The 18,356-nt window shown below is 67.1% G+C and carries 17 protein-coding genes; 13 read left to right on the top strand and 4 right to left on the bottom strand.

The features are described from left to right. Nucleotides 1-64 precede the first annotated feature (64 nt). Nucleotides 65-769 carry a riboflavin synthase gene (locus AC6LJW_RS09310; protein ID WP_056569982.1) on the top strand — a complete coding sequence of 235 codons (705 nt, stop codon included), beginning with the start codon at nt 65-67 and terminating at the stop codon, nt 767-769. 9 nt (nt 770-778) lie between these two features. Here the strand turns inward: AC6LJW_RS09310 and AC6LJW_RS09305 are convergent, their stop codons facing one another. Further along, nucleotides 779-2,275, bottom strand: a complete 1,497-nt coding sequence (locus AC6LJW_RS09305; RefSeq protein ID WP_498087037.1) for a M81 family metallopeptidase — start codon at nt 2,273-2,275, stop codon at nt 779-781. Nucleotides 2,276-2,581: 306 nt separating this feature from the next. On the opposite strand from AC6LJW_RS09305, the gene AC6LJW_RS09300 reads away from it, so the two are divergent. The 11 genes from AC6LJW_RS09300 (at nt 2,582) to AC6LJW_RS09250 (ending at nt 15,399) form a co-directional block, all read left to right on the top strand. After that, the gene (locus tag AC6LJW_RS09300; RefSeq protein ID WP_498087036.1) at nt 2,582-4,015 is read left to right on the top strand and encodes an amidase; all 1,434 of its coding nucleotides are present in this window, start codon (nt 2,582-2,584) and stop codon (nt 4,013-4,015) included. A 59-nt stretch (nt 4,016-4,074) separates the two neighbouring features. After that, entirely contained in the window at nt 4,075-5,658 is a 1,584-nt protein-coding gene (locus AC6LJW_RS09295) for an ABC transporter substrate-binding protein (protein WP_498087035.1), read from the top strand. A gap of 18 nt (nt 5,659-5,676) precedes the next feature. Further along, nucleotides 5,677-6,618 carry an ABC transporter permease gene (locus AC6LJW_RS09290; RefSeq protein WP_056569989.1) on the top strand — a complete coding sequence of 314 codons (942 nt, stop codon included), beginning with the start codon at nt 5,677-5,679 and terminating at the stop codon, nt 6,616-6,618. 8 nt (nt 6,619-6,626) lie between these two features. Beyond that, nucleotides 6,627-7,490, top strand: coding sequence for an ABC transporter permease (locus tag AC6LJW_RS09285; protein WP_056569990.1), 864 nt, complete (start codon nt 6,627-6,629; stop codon nt 7,488-7,490). A 5-nt stretch (nt 7,491-7,495) separates the two neighbouring features. Beyond that, on the top strand, nt 7,496-9,148 hold the full coding sequence (locus AC6LJW_RS09280) for an ABC transporter ATP-binding protein (protein WP_498087034.1): 1,653 nt from the start codon (nt 7,496-7,498) through the stop codon (nt 9,146-9,148). Nucleotides 9,149-9,159: 11 nt separating this feature from the next. Beyond that, nucleotides 9,160-10,086 carry a 2-hydroxyacid dehydrogenase gene (locus AC6LJW_RS09275; RefSeq protein ID WP_498087033.1) on the top strand — a complete coding sequence of 309 codons (927 nt, stop codon included), beginning with the start codon at nt 9,160-9,162 and terminating at the stop codon, nt 10,084-10,086. Between the two features lie 46 nt (nt 10,087-10,132). Beyond that, on the top strand, nt 10,133-11,113 hold the full coding sequence (locus AC6LJW_RS09270; RefSeq protein WP_056569996.1) for an alpha/beta hydrolase fold domain-containing protein: 981 nt from the start codon (nt 10,133-10,135) through the stop codon (nt 11,111-11,113). Between the two features lie 10 nt (nt 11,114-11,123). Next, the gene (locus tag AC6LJW_RS09265) at nt 11,124-11,762 is read left to right on the top strand and encodes an FMN-binding negative transcriptional regulator (protein WP_498087032.1); all 639 of its coding nucleotides are present in this window, start codon (nt 11,124-11,126) and stop codon (nt 11,760-11,762) included. A gap of 20 nt (nt 11,763-11,782) precedes the next feature. Then, nucleotides 11,783-12,523 (top strand): class II aldolase/adducin family protein, encoded by a 741-nt coding sequence (locus AC6LJW_RS09260; protein ID WP_056570000.1) that lies wholly within the window; start codon nt 11,783-11,785, stop codon nt 12,521-12,523. Continuing rightward, the gene (locus tag AC6LJW_RS09255; protein ID WP_498087031.1) at nt 12,520-13,722 is read left to right on the top strand and encodes a pyridoxal-phosphate-dependent aminotransferase family protein; all 1,203 of its coding nucleotides are present in this window, start codon (nt 12,520-12,522) and stop codon (nt 13,720-13,722) included. Before AC6LJW_RS09260 ends, AC6LJW_RS09255 begins: the two co-directional genes overlap by 4 nt. A gap of 105 nt (nt 13,723-13,827) precedes the next feature. Then, nucleotides 13,828-15,399, top strand: coding sequence for an ABC transporter substrate-binding protein (locus tag AC6LJW_RS09250; RefSeq protein ID WP_056570004.1), 1,572 nt, complete (start codon nt 13,828-13,830; stop codon nt 15,397-15,399). A gap of 24 nt (nt 15,400-15,423) precedes the next feature. Here AC6LJW_RS09250 and AC6LJW_RS09245 read toward each other — a convergent pair whose 3' ends face one another. After that, nucleotides 15,424-16,215 carry an IclR family transcriptional regulator gene (locus AC6LJW_RS09245; protein WP_498087030.1) on the bottom strand — a complete coding sequence of 264 codons (792 nt, stop codon included), beginning with the start codon at nt 16,213-16,215 and terminating at the stop codon, nt 15,424-15,426. Between the two features lie 183 nt (nt 16,216-16,398). Between AC6LJW_RS09245 and speG the strand changes: the two genes are divergently transcribed. Next, nucleotides 16,399-16,983, top strand: a complete 585-nt coding sequence (speG, locus tag AC6LJW_RS09240) for a spermidine N1-acetyltransferase (RefSeq protein ID WP_056570007.1) — start codon at nt 16,399-16,401, stop codon at nt 16,981-16,983. Between the two features lie 28 nt (nt 16,984-17,011). Here speG and AC6LJW_RS09235 read toward each other — a convergent pair whose 3' ends face one another. Together AC6LJW_RS09235 and AC6LJW_RS09230 are read right to left on the bottom strand one after the other, a co-directional pair. Next, entirely contained in the window at nt 17,012-17,329 is a 318-nt protein-coding gene (locus AC6LJW_RS09235; protein ID WP_056570008.1) for an NIPSNAP family protein, read from the bottom strand. A gap of 34 nt (nt 17,330-17,363) precedes the next feature. Further along, complete coding sequence (locus AC6LJW_RS09230) at nt 17,364-18,350, bottom strand: tripartite tricarboxylate transporter substrate binding protein (RefSeq protein ID WP_056570009.1); 987 nt, start codon at nt 18,348-18,350, stop codon at nt 17,364-17,366. Between the last annotated feature and the right edge of the window lie 6 nt (nt 18,351-18,356).

Raw genomic sequence — 18,356 nt, 5'->3', positions numbered from 1 at the left:
ACAAAATATCGGTTAACGTTGATGTTTTGCTTCCGGGGCCTGCCGCCCCGCATTCAGGATCCGTATGTTCACCGGTATTGTTCAAGGCACCGCGAAGATCGCCAAGATCGCGGATCGCGAAGGCCTGCGCACCTTCACGCTGGATTTCCCCCCTGGTTTCTGCACTGACCTGGCCATCGGCGCCAGCGTGTCGACCGACGGCGTTTGCCTGACCGTCACGGAAATCCTGTCCGAAAACCAGGCCACGTTCGACGTCATGCTGCAAAGCCTGGCGATCACCACGCTGGGCAGTTATGGCGAGGGCGACAGCGCCAACGTCGAGCGCGCGGCCAAGGACGGCGCCGAGATCGGCGGCCATCCGTTGTCGGGCCACGTGGACTTCACGTCGCAGGTGCTGATGGTGAAGTCCTCGGACACCAACCGCCTGATGCGCTTCAGCATCCCCGAGGCCTTCCGCAAATACGTGTTCGCCAAGGGCTACATCGCCATCAACGGCGCCAGCCTGACCGTGTCGGAAGTGAACCGCGCCGAAGGCTGGTTCGAGGTCTGGCTGATCCCCGAGACGCGCCGCATGACGGTCTTCGAGGACAAGCAGGTGGGCGACGCGGTCAACATCGAGATCGAGCGCAGCACGCAGGTCATCGTGGACACCGTGCGCGAAACCGTGCAGGAAAGCCTGGGCAAGCTGCAACCGCTGCTGGAAGCGATCCTGAAGGAAAAGGGACTGACGCTGGAAGATTTCGTCAGCCCGCAGGGCAAGCTGAAGTAATACCGCGTTTCACTCCGCCGAGAACGGCCGCCCCTGCGGCCGCACCCGCATCCCGGGCGCCAGACGCGTCCACGGCAGATCCGCGGGATCGGCCTGCATCGGGCCGGGCGCCTTGGCCACCAGCACCTCGTGCGCGATGGGCTGGAAGTCGGCCCGGAAATGCACCGAGCTTTTCACCACCAATATCCCCATCTCCTCGGGCTGCACGCCGCCGACGCGGAACAGGTTGCGGTCCAACATCTGCGCCTTGCCGGCGCTGACCACCACCCGCACGCCGCCGATCCTCAGCGTGGCCGTCCCGCCCAGGTCCACGTCCATGCCGTTCATCATCGGGCCGTCAAAGCGCAGCTTGCCGTCCGATAAGGCCTCGACCACAAACTTCCCTTCAAAGGCTGCGTCGCCCGCCACGCCGGATTGCCCGCCCAGCTTGAGCGCGACGGTCGCGCCGACGCCTGCCTCTGTGGCCTGACGCACCACCTCGGGGTCGTACAACAAGCCCAGCGCCGCGTTCTGCGCGTCCGCTTGCACCAGCGCGCGCAGCATGCCGGTGGTGTTGGCGTCGCCGCCCGCGCCGGGATTGTCCTGCGTGTCCGCAATGACGACAGGCCGCGTCGCGCCCGCAGCCAGGGACTGCGCACGGCGCACGGCCTCGGCCGGTTCAAGAAAGTCAGGCGACCACTCGGGTTCCAGTTCTAGCACGCGCGCATACAGCGATTCCGTGACCTGCTCGACTGCGGCGGCGTCCGTGCCGTAGGCCCACACCACCGGCCCGCATTCCGGAAAGTCCGCCGCCGGAAAGCCCGGCGCGAAGGAAACGGAGACGACGCCAGGCGTCTGCTCCAGGTCCGCCAAGAACGCGTACACGCCCTGCGACGGTTCAAGCATCGTGCACATGCCGTTGATGGGAATCAGGAAGGGCAGGCGGCGTTCGCTGCGGGCCCATTTGCCGCCGGCCTGAATGCGCGCCATGAGCAGCCTCGCGGCCTGCACGCCGGTGTCGGCCATGTCCACGTGCGGATAAGTGCGGAACGCCACCAGGCCGTCCGCGCTTTGCAACATCTGCGCCGTGACATTCGCGTGCAGGTCCAGGCTGGCGACCACCGGCATGGCCGGTCCCACGATCTCGCGCACGCGCGCAAGCAGCTCGCCTTCGCCGTCGTCCAGATGTTCCGTGACCATGGCGCCGTGCAGGTCCAGATAGATGGCGTCGAAGCCGCCCGCCCGCACCGCGTCCAGGATCTTGCCGGCGATGCGTTCGAAGGCGTCCCGTGTCACATGGGCCGACGGGCTGGCGCCCGCCCAGATCACGGTCTGCACGGTGTGGCCTTCGGCCGCCACCGCGTTGATGAAGCCGCCGGCCGGAATGTTGACCTCGCGCAGCGCCAGCATGTCCGCGCCCCGCACCATCGCGGGAAAGCCTTCGCCGCGCACGAAGTTGTCGTAGCCCGCCTTGGAGGGCGCGAAGGTGTTGGTCTCGTGCTGGAAGCCAGCAACCAGGATGTGCATGAGCGTTTTTCCTTGCCGATGAGGGTGAGGGGAATTCAGGCGTGCGGAAATTATTGGGGGCGGCGCCGCGATCGGCAATACCGCCGTCCGCACCAGGACGCGCCAATGCATCAACAAACCCGCCATCGCGGGAAATCCCTGATGAATCGCGCGTTGCGTGCCCCGAAGTTGCTCGCTTAGAATATTTTTATGAACTACATCGGTATTGCTAAGCAATACTTGAAAAGTAGACGGCAAAGCAGGGCATCGAATCGGATGCGGGCTATCGCGCCGGCCACCCAGGCGCATCAAAGTTGCAGGGAAGTCATGCGGACGGACGAGTACGAAGGGCAGGACGGATTGGCGTTGGCGGGGCTGGTTGCACGCGGGCAGGTGATGCCGGCCGAGCTGATGGAATGCGCGTTGCAGTTGGCCGAAACGCGCGGCGCGCCATTGAACGCGCTGACCTACGTGCAGCCTGAAACGGGCCGCAAACTGGCGAGCGGCTGGACCGAGCGCGGCCTGTTTCGCGGCATTCCCTTTCTGCTCAAGGATTCGGGCCTGCCGAGCGTGCGCTTTCCGTCGAGCCTGGGTTCGGCGCTGTTCGACGACACCGAGTACGCGTTCGACGCGACGCTGGCCCAGCGTTTCGAAGCGCTGGGACTGATCCCGTTCGCGCGGACCACGGTTTCCGAACTGTGCATGGGACCGTCCACCGAGGCGCGCCGCAACGGCGGCGCCACGCTGAATCCGCGTGCGCTGGACCGGTCGGTCGGCGGTTCCAGCGGCGGCGCGGCGGCGGCGGTGGCGGCGAGCATCGTGCCGGTGGCCCACGGCAGCGACGGCGGCGGGTCGATCCGCATTCCGGCCGCCTGCTGCGGCGTGTTTGGGCTGAAGCCCAGCCGCGGACGCGTGCCGATGGGGCCGGCGCGCGGCGAAGGGTGGGGCGGCATGGCCTGCGAAGGCGTGGTGACGCGCAGCGTGCGCGATACCGCGGCGGCGATGGACGGCATCAGTGGATATGCCCCGGGCTCGCCCTATGCCGCGCCGCCCGCGCCCGGTTCGTATCTGGATTCGGTGCGCGAGCAGCGCCGCGAGCCCCTGCGCATCGCCGTGTGGCGGCAGGCCTGGAACGGCATTCCCATCGCGCCGGAATGCCTGGCCGCCGTGGAACGCACGGCCCGCCTGTGCCGGGAACTGGGGCACGAGGTCGTGGATGCACCGTTGCCGGACCTGGACTACTCGGGATTCGTCCGCGCCCACGGCACGGTGCTGGCCACCAACATCGTGCTGGCCGTTCAAGCGCGGCTGGCAATCCGCGGCCGCGCGCTGCGAGACGACGACCTGGAACCGGTCATCCGCGACGGCCTGTCGGTGGGCCGCGAACTGACCTCCATGCAATACGTGGATTCGATCAACCGCTTTCACGCCATCGGACGCGCCATCGAGTCGGCCATGACGGACGTCGACCTGGTGCTGACGCCCACGCTGGCGCAACTGCCGGCCAAGCTGGGCGACCTGGCGCTGGAAGGCGAATTCTGGGCGTTCCGCGAAAAGGTGTCGCGCTATGCGACCTTCCTGGCGGTGATCAACGCCTCGGGCCAGCCGGCAGCCAGCCTGCCGCTGGACTGGACGGAATCGGGCGTGCCGGTGGCCAGCCAGCTTATCGGGCACTTTGGGCGCGAGGACCAGATCCTGCGACTGGCGGCCGAGCTGGAACGGGCCGCGCCCTGGACGGGGCGGCAGATCCTGTTGCCCTGATCCGCACCAAGGCCCGCCGGCACGCCGCCGGCGCAGGACCAAACCATAAAGGGGAAGTAATGAAGCGATCCTTTCTGTTTTCCGCAGCAATGTTCCTGGCCGCAGCCGCGCCGCTGGCCGCCGTGCCTGCCGCCAGCCAGGCCCAGACCACCGCCAAGTTCGTGATGCACGCGCCGCTGCGCGTGCTGGACCCGATCCTGACGTCGGCCTACGTCACGCGCAACCACGGCTATCTGGTGTACGACACGTTGTTCTCGATGGACGCGTCGGGACGTCCGCAGCCGCAGATGGTGGAGTCGTGGACGGTGTCCGAAGACGGCATGAACTATGTCTTCAAGTTGCGCCCCGGGCTGGTGTTCCATGACGGCGCGCCGGTCACGGCCGAAGACGTGGTCGCGTCCTTGCAGCGCTGGCAGGCGGGCGATGCCACGATCGGCAACCGCCTGAAGAACGCCACCGCCGAACTGACCGCGACGGGCGCCGACACCTTCGCGCTCAAGCTCAAGGCGCCCTACGGACTAGTGCTGGAATCGCTGGCCAAGGAAAGCTCGCCGGTGCCGTTCATCATGCCCAAACGCATCGCGTCCGTGCCGGCCTCGCAGGCGATCAGCGAGTCGATCGGCTCCGGACCCTACAAGTTCGTGCAGGCCGATTTCCAGGCCGGCGTGAAGGCCACCTACGTGAAGTTCGACGGCTACGTGCCGCGCAAGGAGCCGGCCAGCGCGTTCGCGGGCGGCAAGGTCGTCACCGTGGATCGGCTGGAACTCTTGAACATCCCCGACAGCCAGACCGCGGTGAACGCGCTGCGCAACGGCGAGATCGACTTCCTGGAAGACGTGCCGCCCGACTTGATGCCGCAGCTGAAGGACGCCAAGGGGATCGCGCTGAAGTCCTACGGCAAGAACTCCAATATGTTCACGCTGCGAATGAACTGGCTGCAGGCCCCGTTCAACAACGTGAAGGTGCGCCGCGCGGCGCTGGCCGCCCTGAGCGAAACCGATTACCTGGACGCGCAGATCGGCGATCCGGACGTCTACCAGGTGTGCGGGGCGGTGCTGACCTGCGTGTCGCCCTACGCGTCCGAGGCAGGCGCCACGCAGATCAAGGCGCCGGATCTGGCAAACGCCCGCAAGCTGCTGAATGAAAGCGGCTACGCGGGCGAAAAGGTGGTGGTGCTGCATCCGACCGATCTGCCCATCTTCGCGAACATCGCGCCGGTCACGGCGCAGGCGCTGCGCAGCATCGGCATGAACGTCGAGATCCAGTCGATGGACTGGGCCACGCTGCTCAGCCGCCGCAGCAAGAAAGAGGGCGTGGAGCAGGGCGGCTGGAGCATCTTCCAGTCGAACATGTCCAGCCTGGATCTGATCTCGGCGGTGGGCAATCCCAACCTGGACGGGCGCGCCGACTCCACTTATCCCGGGTGGACGCACGACGCCGTCATGGACGAACTGCGCAGCCGCTTCGCCGCCGCCCGCACCGAGGACGAACGCCGCGAACTGGCCCTGGCCATTCAGCGCCGCAACTATGAGCAGGTGATGTACGTGCCGCTGGGCGGGTACTCCAAGTTCAAGGGCTACAACGCCAAGTTCGCGGACATGGTCGATGCGCCGATTCCGCTTTTCTGGACCTCGCCCAAGTAGCGGGAAGGGATCTCCATCATGCTCAATCTGATCTTCAAGCGCGTGCTGGCCGCCATCCCCGTGATGCTGGTGGTGGCCACCGTGGTGTTCCTGCTGCTGCGGCTGGCGCCGGGCGACCCCGCCCGCGTCATCGCCGGCGACATGGCCAGCGAGGAGGCGGTGGCGCAGGTCCGCGCCGACATGGGCCTGGACCGCCCGCTGCCCACGCAATACGCCCTGGCGATGGGCGCGCTGCTCCAGGGTGATCTGGGCTCCTCGATCATTTCGAAGGATCCGGTGACCACGCTTATCGGCCAGCGGCTGGGGCCGACGATGGCGCTGGCGATCTGCGCGATTCTGCTCACCATCTTTGCCGCGATTCCGCTGGGCGTGTTTTCGGCGTGGTGGCACAAGGGGCTGTTCGACCGGGTGACGCTGGCGGTCACGGTCCTGGCATTTTCGGTGCCGGCGTTCGTGGTGGGCTATCTGCTGATTCTTGCGTTCTCGGTGAAGCTGAACTGGTTTCCGGTGCAGGGCTACGCGGGGCTGGCGTCGGGGTTCGGGACGTTTCTTTATCACATGGCGTTGCCGACCATCACGCTGGCGACGGTGTTCGTGGCGCTGATTACCCGCATCACGCGCGGCAGCATGCTGGAAGTGCTGGGCGAAGATTTCGTGCGCACGGCACGCGCCAAGGGCGTGCCCGAACGCTACGTGCTGTACCGCCACGCCCTGCGCAACGCCGCGGTGCCCATCGTCACCGTCATCGGCCTGGCGCTCACCACGCTGATCAGCGGGGTGGTCGTCACCGAGACCATCTTCAATATCCCGGGCGTGGGCCGCCTGATCGTGGACGCCGTGCTGGCGCGCGACTATCCGGTGGTGCAGGGCACGATCCTGTTCTTCTCGTTCGTGTATGTCTTCATCAACCTGGCGATCGACCTGCTGTATGTCGTGCTCGATCCGCGCATCCGCTACTGAGGCCGGACATGACCACAACTGCTCTGGATCGTCCCCGTTCCTTCTGGCCCGCGCTGACGCGCGATCCCATGATGTTCACCGGGCTCGCCCTGCTGGCGGCGCTGGTGGGGCTGGCCATGCTGGCGCCCCTGATCACCTGGCATGACCCCGCCACGCTGGCGCCCCGCATGCGGCTCAAGCCGGTCAGCGCCGAATACTGGCTGGGCACCGATTCGCTGGGCCGCGATCTGTTTTCGCGCGTGCTGTACGGCGGACGGCTGTCGATCACGCTGGCGGCGCTGGTCAGCGTGATCTCGGTGTGCGCCGGCCTGCTGCTGGGCCTCTTGGCGGGCTACTTCCGCCAGCTGGACGCGGTGGTGATGCGCATCATCGACGGCATCATGGCCATTCCCGGCCTGCTGCTGGCCATCGCCATGGTGGCGCTGGGCGGCGCGACCATCCCCACGATGGTGACGGCCATCGCCATCCCCGAGATTCCGCGGGTGGCGCGGCTGGTGCGCAGCGTGGTGCTGTCGGTGCGCGAGGAGCCTTACGTCGAAGCGTCCCTCGGCATGGGCACGGCGACCTGGCGCGTGCTGTGGCGCCACGTGCTGCCCAGCACGATCAACCCGCTGGTGGTGCAGGCCACGTTCATCTGTGCCTCGGCCATCCTGATCGAAGCGGTGCTGGGATTCCTGGGCCTGGGCTTTCCGCCCGAGATTCCCAGCCTGGGCAGCATCATTTCCGAGGGCCGCCCGTTCTTCCAGCGCGCGCCGTGGATCGTCCTGTTTCCGGGCGTCTTCCTGGCGCTGCTGATCCTGTCCGTGAACCTGTTCGGCGACGCGCTGCGCGATCGCCTGGACCCGCGCATGGCGCGCCAACGCAAGGGTTGAAGCCGATGTCCCCTCATCCCATTCTGGAAATCCGCGACCTGAAGGTCAGCCTGCCCGGCGCCGGCGACCGGCGTTATGCCGCCGAAGGCATCGCGCTGACCGTCAGCCCGCGCGAAATCGTGTGCATCGTCGGTGAATCCGGCTCGGGCAAGTCGGTCACGGCCAGCGCCGTGATGGGCCTCTTGCCCAAGAACGTGCTCAAGCTCGAAAGCGGACAGATCCTGCTGTCGGGCCGCGACATCACGCATGCGTCCCTGGCCGAGCTGCGCGCGCTGCGTGGCGACCGAATGGCCATGATCTTTCAGGAGCCCATGACGGCCCTGAACCCGCTGATGCAGGTGGGCGACCAGATCGCCGAGATCTTCCAGTTCCACGGTCCGTCGCTGTCGCGCCGCGAGGTCGTCCAGCGCGTGCTGGCGCTGCTGAACGATATGCGGCTGCCGTCGCCCGAAACCTTGCGCCACGCCTTTCCGCACCAGTTGTCGGGCGGGCAGCGCCAGCGGGTGATGATCGCGATGGCGCTGGCGATGGAGCCGGCGCTGATCATCGCCGACGAGCCGACCACCGCGCTGGATGTGACCTCGCAGGCGCAGGTGCTGCGCCTGCTGCACGGCCTGCGCGAGCGCCACGACACCGGCATCCTGTTCATCACGCATGACTTCGACGTAGTGGCCGAGATTGCCGACCGGGTGATCGTGATGCAGCACGGCCGCATCGTGGAGGCCGGCGCCGCCGCCGACGTGCTGGCCAACCCGCAGCATCCCTACACGCGCAAGCTGATCGACGCGGTACCCAAAGGCAAGTTCGGCGCCGGGGCGCCGCTGGCCGAGGGCGACCCCGTCATTTCGGTGGAGAACCTGGGCATGCGTTTCGTGACGTCCAGCCTGTTCCGCTCCAAGCGGCGCGAGGTCAATGCGCTGGACGGCGTGTCGCTGTCGCTGGCGCGCGGCGAAACGCTGGGCATCGTCGGCGAGTCCGGCTCGGGCAAGACGACGTTGGGCCGGTGCCTGGCGCACTTCGCACGGCCCACCTCCGGCCGCATCGTCATGAACGGCGAGGACGTGTCGAACCTGTCGCGCGCGGCCTGGCGCCAGTGGTGCAAGCGCATCCAGATGGTGTTCCAGGATCCGTACCGGTCCTTCAACCCGCGCCTGACCATCGAGGCCACGCTGTCCGAGGGGCCGCTGAACTACGGCGAGGACCCGGCCCGCGTGCAGGCGCGGATGCGCGACATGCTGGCGCTGGTCAGCATCGATGCCAGCGCGCTCAAGCGCTATCCGCATGAATTTTCCGGCGGACAGCGTCAGCGGATCTCGATCGCGCGGGCGCTGATGATGGAGCCGGAGATCCTGATCGCGGACGAGGCGGTGTCGGCGCTGGACGTGTCGGTGCAGGCGCAGATCCTGGATCTGCTGGAGCGCATTCGCGCGCAGCTGAACCTGAGCATGATCTTCATCACCCACGACCTGCGCGTGGCCGCCCGGCTGTGCCATCGCATCGCCGTGATGCAGCGCGGCCGCGTCATGGAGATCGGCCCCGCCGAGCAGATCTTCACGCGGCCCGGCAGCAGCTATACCCAGGAACTGCTGGCCGCCATTCCCGGCAAGGACGGGTTGGGCAGCCGGCCCCCGGCCGGACTGGCATTGGCCGGCGCTTGAAGGAAACTCCGATGACACGCGTTGCCTTATTGAGCCGATCGGCCAATCTTTCCTACTTTCAACCGTTGTTGCAGGGGCTGGCCCCCGAGCTGGACGTCGCCGTGTGGCCCGACCCGCGCAGCCTGCACGCCGACGTGGCGGTTTGCTGGAATCCGCCCGTGGGCGTGTATGACGACATGCCCAACCTGAAGCTGATCCACAGCATCGCCGCGGGCGTGGACAACCTGCTGGACGGCCAGCGCACGCGCGGGCTGCCCGTCTGCCGCGTGGTCGATCCGCAATTGGCGCAAGGGATGCTGCAGTACGTGCTGTGGTGCGTGCTGACGTTTCATCGCAAGCTGGACCTGGCGCTGTCCAACCAGCGCGCCGCGCGCTGGAGCCGGCCGCCGCAGACGCCGGCGTCGCAATGCCGGATCGGCCTGATGGGCCTGGGCGAACTGGGTGGCGCCATCGCCGCCGTGCTGCCCGCGATGGGCTATCCGGTCAACGGCTGGTCGCGCTCGCCGCGCGATATCGACGGCGTGCGCGTCTATGCCGGCGAAGCGGCCTTCGACGAATTTCTGGCCAATACCGACGTGCTGGTGTGCCTGGTACCGCTGACCGACGCCACCCGCGGGATCCTGAACCGCCGCACCTTCGACGCCTTGCCGCAAGGCGCTGCGGTGGTCAATTGCGGCCGGGGCGAACATCTGGTCGCGGCCGACCTGATCGACGCCCTGGAACGCGGGCAACTGCGCGGGGCCGTCCTTGACGTGTTCGCGCAGGAGCCGCTGGATCCGACCGATCCGCTGTGGTCGACGCCCGGCGTGATCGTCACCCCGCACATGGCGACCATGCCGTCGCCCGGCACCGTGGCCGAGCAGGTCGTGGCCAACATCCGCCGTCTGGGGCAGGGCGAGTCCCTGGCCCATACGGTGGACCTGACGCGCGGCTATTGACGCCGATACCCCGTTTTCCGATTGCCAACCCAAGACGAGACATTCCATGCATTTCGAAGATCCCGCGTTCACCATTCCGACTGGCACGCCTGCGCCCCTGGACCCGCAGATCGCCGAATTCCTGCGGCGCATGGCGGCGGACGCGTCGCAGTATCCGCGCCGCGACACGCTGTCCATCGAGCAGGGCCGCGCCAATGCCGAGAAGGTGCGCCTGCCGTGGGCCCAGGGCGGCCCCGAGATGGCGCGCACGGCCGAACATCAGGTTGCGACGCGCCATGGGCCGGTGCGCGTGCGGGTCTATTACCCCGCGCAGCGCCGGCTGCCGGGCGCCTTCATGTACATCCACGGCGGCGGATTCGTGCTGTTCAGCATCGACACGCATGACCGCGTGATGCGCGAATACGCCGAACGCGCCGGGGTCGTGGTCGTGGGCGTGGACTACACCCGCGCGCCCGAAGCCAAGTTCCCGCAGCCCCTGGAAGAGTGCGTGGACGTGCTGCGCTGGGTGGCCGCGTCGGCGGGCGAACTGGATATCGACGCGGGCCAGATCTTCGTGGGCGGCGATTCGGCCGGCGCCAACCTGTCCATGGGCACGGCGCTGACGCTGCGCGATGAGGGCGTGCCGCTCATCAAGGGGCTGGTGCTGAACTACGGCGGCTTCGGCAGCAACCTGTTCCGCAATTCCGTCGTGCGCTACGGCGCTGGCGAATACGGCCTGTCGCTGCACATGATGATCTGGTTCCGCGGCATGCACATCCGCCACGGCAAGGACTTCTTCGATCCGCGCGTGGACATTCTGCGCGCGGACCTGAAAGGCCTGCCGCCGGCGTGGCTGGTGGTGACCGAATGCGATCCGCTGCATGACGACAGCATCGAACTGGAGCGCAAGCTGCGCGACGCCGGCGTGGACGTCGCCTCCAAGGTCTACCCCGGCACCGCGCACAGCTTCCTGGAGGCCGTCTCGATTGCCGCCGTGGCGGGCGAGGCCTTCGACGACACGGCGCGCTGGCTGCACGCCAAGGCCTAGAGGGGGCGCCATGTATACCCCGCCGGCTTATGCCGAAGCCGATATCGGCGTCCTGCACGCGTTCATGCGCGCGCACAGTTTTGCCACCCTGGTGACCGTGGGCGCGGCGGGCGCGAACGCCACGCACCTGCCGTTCCTGCTGCGCGACGATGGCGGCCGGGGAACGCTGGTCACCCACCTGGCCCGCGCCAATCCGCAGTGGCGCGACCTGCAGGACGGCGCGCAGGCGCTGGTGCTGTTCCAGGGCCCGCACGCGTTCATTTCGCCAAGCTGGTATGTGAACCAGCAGACCTTCCCGACGTGGAACTACACCGCCGTTCATGCGCGCGGCACGCCGCGCCTCATCGAAGCGCCTGAGGCCATCCGCGCGGTGCTGGCGGAGACGGTGGCGCGCTACGACACGCCGCTGGGCGGCGAGTGGCGCTTTCCGGACATGCCCGAGACCCTGACGGCGCCGCGCCTGAAGGCGATCGCGGCGCTGGAGATCCCGATTGCCGGGCTGGAAGGAAAGATGAAGCTGAACCAGGATAAATCGGTGGGGGACCGCCTGGGCGTGATCCGCGAGTTGGAGCGGCGAGGCGACGCGGGGAGCCTGGCGATTGCACGGCTGATTCGCGCGCAGCCCGATCTGGCGGCAGACAACGCCTGAATTCAACCGGAGTCCTCATCATGCAAGAACCCACCGAAGCCCGCGTGCGCGACGAACTGGCGGCCCTGTACCGTCTGATCGCGCACTTTCGCATGACCGATCTGATCGACACCCACATCAGCGCACGGGTGCCGGGCACGAAAGATCATTTCCTCATCAACCGCTACGGCGTGCTGTTTCACGAAATGCGCCCGCAGGACCTGGTGAAGATCGATCTGGACGGCAATCCGGTCGATCCGGGCGACGCCGACAGTCAGCTGGTCAACGCGGCCGGCTTCACCATTCATTCGGCGGTGCATGCCGCGCGCCACGATCTGGCGTGCGTGGTGCATACGCATACCGCCGATGGCATCGCCGTGGCGTGTCAGCGCGATGGTCTCCTGCCGATCACGCAGCACGCGCTGCGCTTTTACAACCGGCTGGGCTATCACGATTACCAGGGCATCGCGCTGGACCTGGAAGAGCGCGAGAGCCTGGTTGCCAGCCTTGGCCGGCACAAGGCCATGATCCTGCGCAACCATGGCCTGCTCGCGGCCGGATCGTCGGTGGCGGAGGCCTTCGTCAACATCTATTACCTGGAGCGCGCCTGCCAGGCGCAGGTCAAGGCCCAATCGGCCGGCGCGCCGCTGGTATTCCCGTCGGAGGCGGTATGCGAACGCACCGCGAGCCAGTATGAACGGCCCACCGCCCCGATCTACACGCAGCGGGTATGGACCGCCGCGCGGCGTCTGTTGGAGCCGGACCTGGAGACAATCGAATGAAAGACAGCCTGACGACACCCCGCGCCGCAGTGGCCGGCCCGCAGTTCCTGCACACGCCCGGCCCGACGCACGTGCCCGATGCGGTCCGCGAGGCGATGGGCCGCCAATGCATGGACCTGTCCGATCCGCGGCTGGCCGAACTGATTGCGGATTGCGAGGCGGGCCTGGCGCGCCTGCTGGGCACCCGGCACGCGGATGTGCTGATGTACGCCGCCAACGGCCACGGCGCCTGGGAAGCCACCATTGCCAATCTGGTCGCGCCCGGCGCGCAGGTGCTGGTGGCGGGCAGCGGCCATTTCGCGGAAGCGTGGGCCGTGCATGCCGAGGCGATGGGCGCGACGGCCCTGCGCACGCCGACCCGGCCGGGACAGGCGCTGGATCCGTCCGCGATCGAGACGGCGCTGCGCGCCGACACGGCGCACCGCATCGCCGCCGTCTTTGCGGTGCATACCGACACGGCCAGCGGCGTGACCAGCGATATCGCGGCCGTGCGACGGGCCATGGACGCCAGCGGCCATCCGGCGCTGCTGGTGGCCGATGTGATCGCGTCCTTGGGCGCCACGCCGTTCTGCATGGACGAGTGGGGCGTGAACGTCGCGATCGGCGCGTCGCAGAAGGCGCTGATGGGACCGCCAGGGCTGTCCTTCACGGCGGTGGACGCGCGTGCAATGCAGGCGGCGCAGGCCAATCCCGCGCCGCGCGCCTACTGGGACTGGGCCAAGCGCAAGAGCGATCTGCTCTACCGAAAGTTCTGCGGCACGCCGCCGCAAAGCCTGCTGGCGGGCATGCGCGCCGCGCTGGATCTGATTGCCGCCGAAGGCGAGGAGACGGTGTTTGCCCGCCATCAGCGCGTGGCCAACGCAGTGCATGCGGCGGTGAACGCGTGGTCGGGCGGCGGCGCGCTGAAGCTGTTCGTTGAAGACCCGGCGGCGCGCGCGGTGTCGGTCACGACCATCTCGGTGGCCGACGGCGTGGACGTCGAGGCTATGCGAACCATAGCGCGCGAACGCTTCCACGTTGCGGTGGCGGGCGGGCTGGGGCCGCTTGCCGGCCGCATGTTCCGCATCGGCCACCTGGGCGACGTGCATCCCGCCATGATTCTGGGCGCGCTGGGCGGGGTGGACGCCGCGCTGCGGGCGTGCGCCATTCCCGTGGGCGACGGGGCGCTGCAGGAGGCGGTGAAGGCGCTGCACGATTGAATCTCACCGCTGAATCGCAAGACTGAAACGCACCCCTGAAACGGTTTTCTGGCGCGGCCCGGACGCGGCCGCCATTTCTTCTTCACCTTGAATCGGGATAAGACGATGAGACAACGTGGTTTCGCGGCGGCCGCCCTGGCCGTCCTCGCGGTGGCGGTTCCCCTTTTTCCGGCCCAGGCCGAGCCGGTCAACGCCAAGGTGGTCATGCATGCGCCCCTGCGCGTGCTGGACCCTGTGCTGACCAACGCGTACATCACGCGCAATCACGGCTACATGGTGTACGACACGCTGTTTTCGCTGGACGCGGCGTCACGCCCGCAGCCTCAGATGGTCGAATCGTGGACGGTGTCGCCCGACCAGCTGACGTACGTCTTCACGCTGCGGCCGGGCCTGAAGTTCCACGATGGCGCGCCGGTCACCGGCGAAGACGTGGTGGCTTCGCTCAAGCGCTGGGCGCAGCGCGATCCCATCGGTTCGCGCCTGTCAGCGGTCACGCAAAGCATGGAAAGTCCATCGGCCGACACCTTCCGCATCGTGCTCACAAAGCCGTATGGACTGCTGCTGGACGCACTGGCCAAGCCGGGTTCGCCCGTGCCGTTCATCATGCCGCGCCGCATCGCGGCGACGCCGCCGTCGGAAGCCATCAAGGAAACTGTCGGCTCGGGACCTTACAAGTTTGTGCAGGCCGAATTCCAGGCGGGCGTGAAGGCTGCGTATGTGAAGAATGCGGATTACGCCCCGCGCAAGGAACCCGCCAGCCGCTTCGCGGGCGGCAAGGTCGCCATGTTCGACCGGATCGACGTCGTCAACGTGCCGGACGCGCAGACCGCCGTCAACGCGCTGCGCCAGGGCGAAATCGACTTCGTCGAGAACGTGGCGCCCGACTTGCTGCCGCAACTGGACGGCGTGAAGACCGTGACGGTGCAAAGCTATGGCGACGCGTCGGAAACCTACACGCTGCGCATGAACTGGAAGCAGCCGCCGCTGGACAACGTGAAGGTGCGCCGCGCCGTGCTGGCCGCGCTGTACCAGGCCGACTACCTGGACGCGTCGCTGGGCGATCCCGCCTATTACAAGCTGTGCGGCGCCATGCTGAGCTGCATCTCGGCCTACCAGACCGAAGCTGGCGCCACGCAGACCAAACCCGCCAATCTGGCGCAGGCGCGGGCCTTGCTGAAGGACAGCGGCTATGCGGGCGAGAAGATCGTCGTGCTGCATCCCACCGATGTGCGCAGCCTGTCCACGCTGGCGCCGGTGACCGCCCAAGCTCTGCGCAGCATCGGCATGAACGTGGAAGTGCAGTCGATGGACTGGGCCACGCTGCTGTCGCGGCGCAGCAAGGATGCGCCGCTGGCCGACGGCGGCTGGAGCATCTTCCATTCCAGCCTGACCAGCATGGACCTGCTCAACCCCATCGTGAACGCCAATCTGGATGGGCGGGGCGAGGGCGGTTATCCGGGCTGGACCAAGGACGACACCATCCAGCGCCTGCGCGCCGAGTTCGAGTCGGTGACGGGATTGGACGCGCAAAAGCGCGTGGCGGCCGAGATCCAGCAGCGCGCCTACGAACAGGTGATGTTCGTGCCGTTGGGCGGCTATTCGGAGTTCAAGGCGTACGACAAGAAGTTCGACGGCATGGTGGCCGCGCCGTTGCCGTTGTTCTGGCGGGGCCAGTAGTCGGGCAGGGCGGCGGGCGGGCGGTCAGGACAACCCGACCTTGCCGCTCAGCCCCCGCGCCGCAGTCAGCAGCAGCGGCGAATAGCGCCGCGCGAATTCCGCCGGGGAGGCCCATTCGGACACCAGCCCCGCGATCTGAATGGCCGCCACCGGACGGTGGCGGTGATCCAGGATGGCGGCGGCCAGGTTCAGCTCGCCCAGCATGCTTTCCTCGATGGCCGTCGCATAGCCGTCCTGGCGCGCCTGCTGGACCAGGCCGCGAATGCGGTCCGGGTTGTTGTCGGTCTTGGGCGTGGTCGGAATGGTGGCAAGCGGCATGTCCTTGGACCGCGCCAGGATGTCCTCGACTTCCTCTTCGGGCATGTGGGACATGATGGCGCGGCCGCCGGCCGTCTGCACCATGGGCAGGGCGCGGCCGGCCAGCGTGCTGCTGAAGGTCTGGCGTTTGGTCTGGCGGCGCAGCGCAAAAATGATGTACAGATCGTCGAACAGGCTCAGTTCCACGCGCTCATTGGTCTCGCGCTGCATCTCGGCAATCAGCGGGGTGGCGCGTTCAAGCAGGGGCACGCTGCGCATGTAGTCGAAGCTGCGCTGCAGGATCTTCTTGCCGGGCGTGTAGCCCTTGCCGCCGGCGCCGCGTTCCAGGTATCCCAGCGTGACCAGCGTGTGCGTCATGCGCTGCGTGGTGCTGCGGTCGAAGCCCGTGATTTCCATGAGCTCGTTCATGCTCATGGTGGACGGGCGTTGCGCAAAGGCTTCCAGCAGTTCGAAGCCTTTGGCCAGGGATTGAACGAAGAGTGGGTCGGGACGGCTCATGGGAATCGCTCGAAAGGTGGCGGTGGGCGTCCGCGCCGGGACTGGAAACCAGTGATTTTATAAAGATTCCTAGGTATTTCCTAGAGATACTTGCGTGCTCGCAAACCGGCAGGGGGTTGGCGTCGGGCCGTGCCCGGGATTGACATAGAATGGCCGCACATCAGCGGTCATTTCGAGGTAACTATGTCGGTCACGTCCGATATCAAACTACGCCCGCTCGAACGCGGCGACCTGCACTTCGTGCACAAGATCAACAATAACGACGTCATCATGCGGTACTGGTTCGAAGAGCCCTACGAGGCCTATGACGAACTCGTCGCGCTATACGACCGCCACTTGCACGACCAGAACGAGCGCCGCTTCATCATCGAGCACGATACTGGGCAGCCCGCGGGGCTGGTCGAGCTTGTCGAGATCGACTACATCCACCGCCGCGCCGAATTCCAGATCATCATCGCGCCCAGCTACCAGGGCCGCGGCTACGCCAAGGCCGCCACGCGCATTGCGGTGGGCTACGCGTTCCGCGTGCTGAACCTGCACAAGGTGTATCTGGTGGTGGACAAGGACAATACCGCCGCGGTGCACGTCTACGAGCGCTGCGGTTTCCAGATCGAAGGCCTGCTCAAGGAAGAATTCTTTTCCAACGGCGCGTACCGCGATGCCTATCGGATGGCGCTGTTGCAGCACGACCATCTGCGCGACGTGGGACCGGGCGCGCCGGACGCGCCCGTGCTGCGGGACTGGCCGCAGGAAGACCAGGCGGGCTAGCGCCCGCCTGCGGTGTTTTACTTTTACTTCAGGGCTTGAAGAAAGCGGTCGGCGTCATCAAGCGGTTTTCCTGGCTGATCAGGTAGCCGGCCTCGGCGCTTTTCGTCAGATAGGTCGCCCAGGCCGGATCCTTCTGCAGCGACTGGCGCTTGGCTTCGCGGTCGGCGGCGCTGTCATAGACCCAGATGTGCATGTAGGAATTGACGTTGCCCGTCTCGGTCTGCATATAGGCGAGGGGCTTGCCCAGATGGCGGCTCTGCACCTCGTAGCCGTGCTCGGCATACAGCGCCAGGTGCTTCTTGATGGTGCCGGCGCGGCAGGTGTAGGTACGTACGTCGTAAAGCATGATGAATCCTTGATGTCGGTTGCAAAAACGGGTGTCAGTCGGCGGTGGCGCCGGACTGCTTGACCAGCACGCTCCAGCGTTCCACTTCCGTGTTGACGTATTTCTGGAAGGCGGCGTGGCCGTCGCCCACGGGGTCGGCGCCCAGGCCCTTGAGCTTGTCCTGCACGGCCGGGTCGGCGATGCCGTCGGTGATGGCCTTGGACAGTTTTTCCACCACGGGGGCGGGCGTGGCGGCCGGCACGAACAGGCCGAACCACGAACGCGCATTCATGGCCGTGTAGGCCGTCTCGGAAAACGCCGGCACGTTGGGCAGGGCGGCGTGGCGCTGCGTGCCGGTGACGGCGATGGGGGTGAGGCGGCCCGCCTGCACCTGCGACAGCACCTCGGGCAGATTGGCGAACATGATCTGGACCTGCCCGCCCATGAGGTCGTTGAGCGCCTGCGCGCCGCCCTTGTACGGGACGTGCGTCATCTGCGCGCCGGCCAGCGAATTGAACTGCGCGCCGGCCAGATGCGAGGCCGTGCCGGTGCCGCCGGACGCGTAGTTCACCCGGTTGCCGTTGGCCTTGGCGTAGTCGGCCAGTTCCTGCGGCGTCTTGGCCGGCACCGACGGGTTCACCACCAGCACCAGGGGTACCGATGCCAGATTCGACAGGCCGGCGAAATCGCGCGTCAGGTTGTAGTCGAGCTTGTGATAGAGCGAGGCGTTGATGGCGTGGCTGGACGTGGCCATCAGCAGCGTGTAGCCGTCGGCGTCGGAGCGCGCGGCCATGACGGCGCCGATGTTGCCGTTGGCGCCGGCCTTGTTTTCCACCACGACGGGTTGGCCGAGCCGGGTGGCCATGGACTGCGCCACGGTGCGCGCGATCACGTCGGTGGCGCCGCCTGCCGCGAACGGCACGATGATGCGCAAGGGGCGTTCGGGGAAATCGGCCGCGGTGGCCGAGGCGGCCGCGCCCAGCGAGGCGGCGGTCATCAGGAAGGCGGCGGCCAGGCGGCGCGGGGTCAGGGTTGTGGTCATGTCTCT

This window comes from Achromobacter sp. 1012554356 (genome assembly GCF_059760815.1).
Note: the sequence above shows the minus strand (reverse complement) of the source record. Positions and strands in the feature narration are given on the sequence as shown.

Coding starts and splice junctions, on each gene's coding strand:
- AC6LJW_RS09310 (WP_056569982.1), top strand. CDS start 65: ATGTTCACCGGTATTGTTCAAGGCACCGCGAAGATCGCCAAGATCGCG.
- AC6LJW_RS09305 (WP_498087037.1), bottom strand. CDS start 2,275: ATGCACATCCTGGTTGCTGGCTTCCAGCACGAGACCAACACCTTCGCG.
- AC6LJW_RS09300 (WP_498087036.1), top strand. CDS start 2,582: ATGCGGACGGACGAGTACGAAGGGCAGGACGGATTGGCGTTGGCGGGG.
- AC6LJW_RS09295 (WP_498087035.1), top strand. CDS start 4,075: ATGAAGCGATCCTTTCTGTTTTCCGCAGCAATGTTCCTGGCCGCAGCC.
- AC6LJW_RS09290 (WP_056569989.1), top strand. CDS start 5,677: ATGCTCAATCTGATCTTCAAGCGCGTGCTGGCCGCCATCCCCGTGATG.
- AC6LJW_RS09285 (WP_056569990.1), top strand. CDS start 6,627: ATGACCACAACTGCTCTGGATCGTCCCCGTTCCTTCTGGCCCGCGCTG.
- AC6LJW_RS09280 (WP_498087034.1), top strand. CDS start 7,496: ATGTCCCCTCATCCCATTCTGGAAATCCGCGACCTGAAGGTCAGCCTG.
- AC6LJW_RS09275 (WP_498087033.1), top strand. CDS start 9,160: ATGACACGCGTTGCCTTATTGAGCCGATCGGCCAATCTTTCCTACTTT.
- AC6LJW_RS09270 (WP_056569996.1), top strand. CDS start 10,133: ATGCATTTCGAAGATCCCGCGTTCACCATTCCGACTGGCACGCCTGCG.
- AC6LJW_RS09265 (WP_498087032.1), top strand. CDS start 11,124: ATGTATACCCCGCCGGCTTATGCCGAAGCCGATATCGGCGTCCTGCAC.
- AC6LJW_RS09260 (WP_056570000.1), top strand. CDS start 11,783: ATGCAAGAACCCACCGAAGCCCGCGTGCGCGACGAACTGGCGGCCCTG.
- AC6LJW_RS09255 (WP_498087031.1), top strand. CDS start 12,520: ATGAAAGACAGCCTGACGACACCCCGCGCCGCAGTGGCCGGCCCGCAG.
- AC6LJW_RS09250 (WP_056570004.1), top strand. CDS start 13,828: ATGAGACAACGTGGTTTCGCGGCGGCCGCCCTGGCCGTCCTCGCGGTG.
- AC6LJW_RS09245 (WP_498087030.1), bottom strand. CDS start 16,215: ATGAGCCGTCCCGACCCACTCTTCGTTCAATCCCTGGCCAAAGGCTTC.
- speG (WP_056570007.1), top strand. CDS start 16,399: ATGTCGGTCACGTCCGATATCAAACTACGCCCGCTCGAACGCGGCGAC.
- AC6LJW_RS09235 (WP_056570008.1), bottom strand. CDS start 17,329: ATGCTTTACGACGTACGTACCTACACCTGCCGCGCCGGCACCATCAAG.
- AC6LJW_RS09230 (WP_056570009.1), bottom strand. CDS start 18,350: ATGACCACAACCCTGACCCCGCGCCGCCTGGCCGCCGCCTTCCTGATG.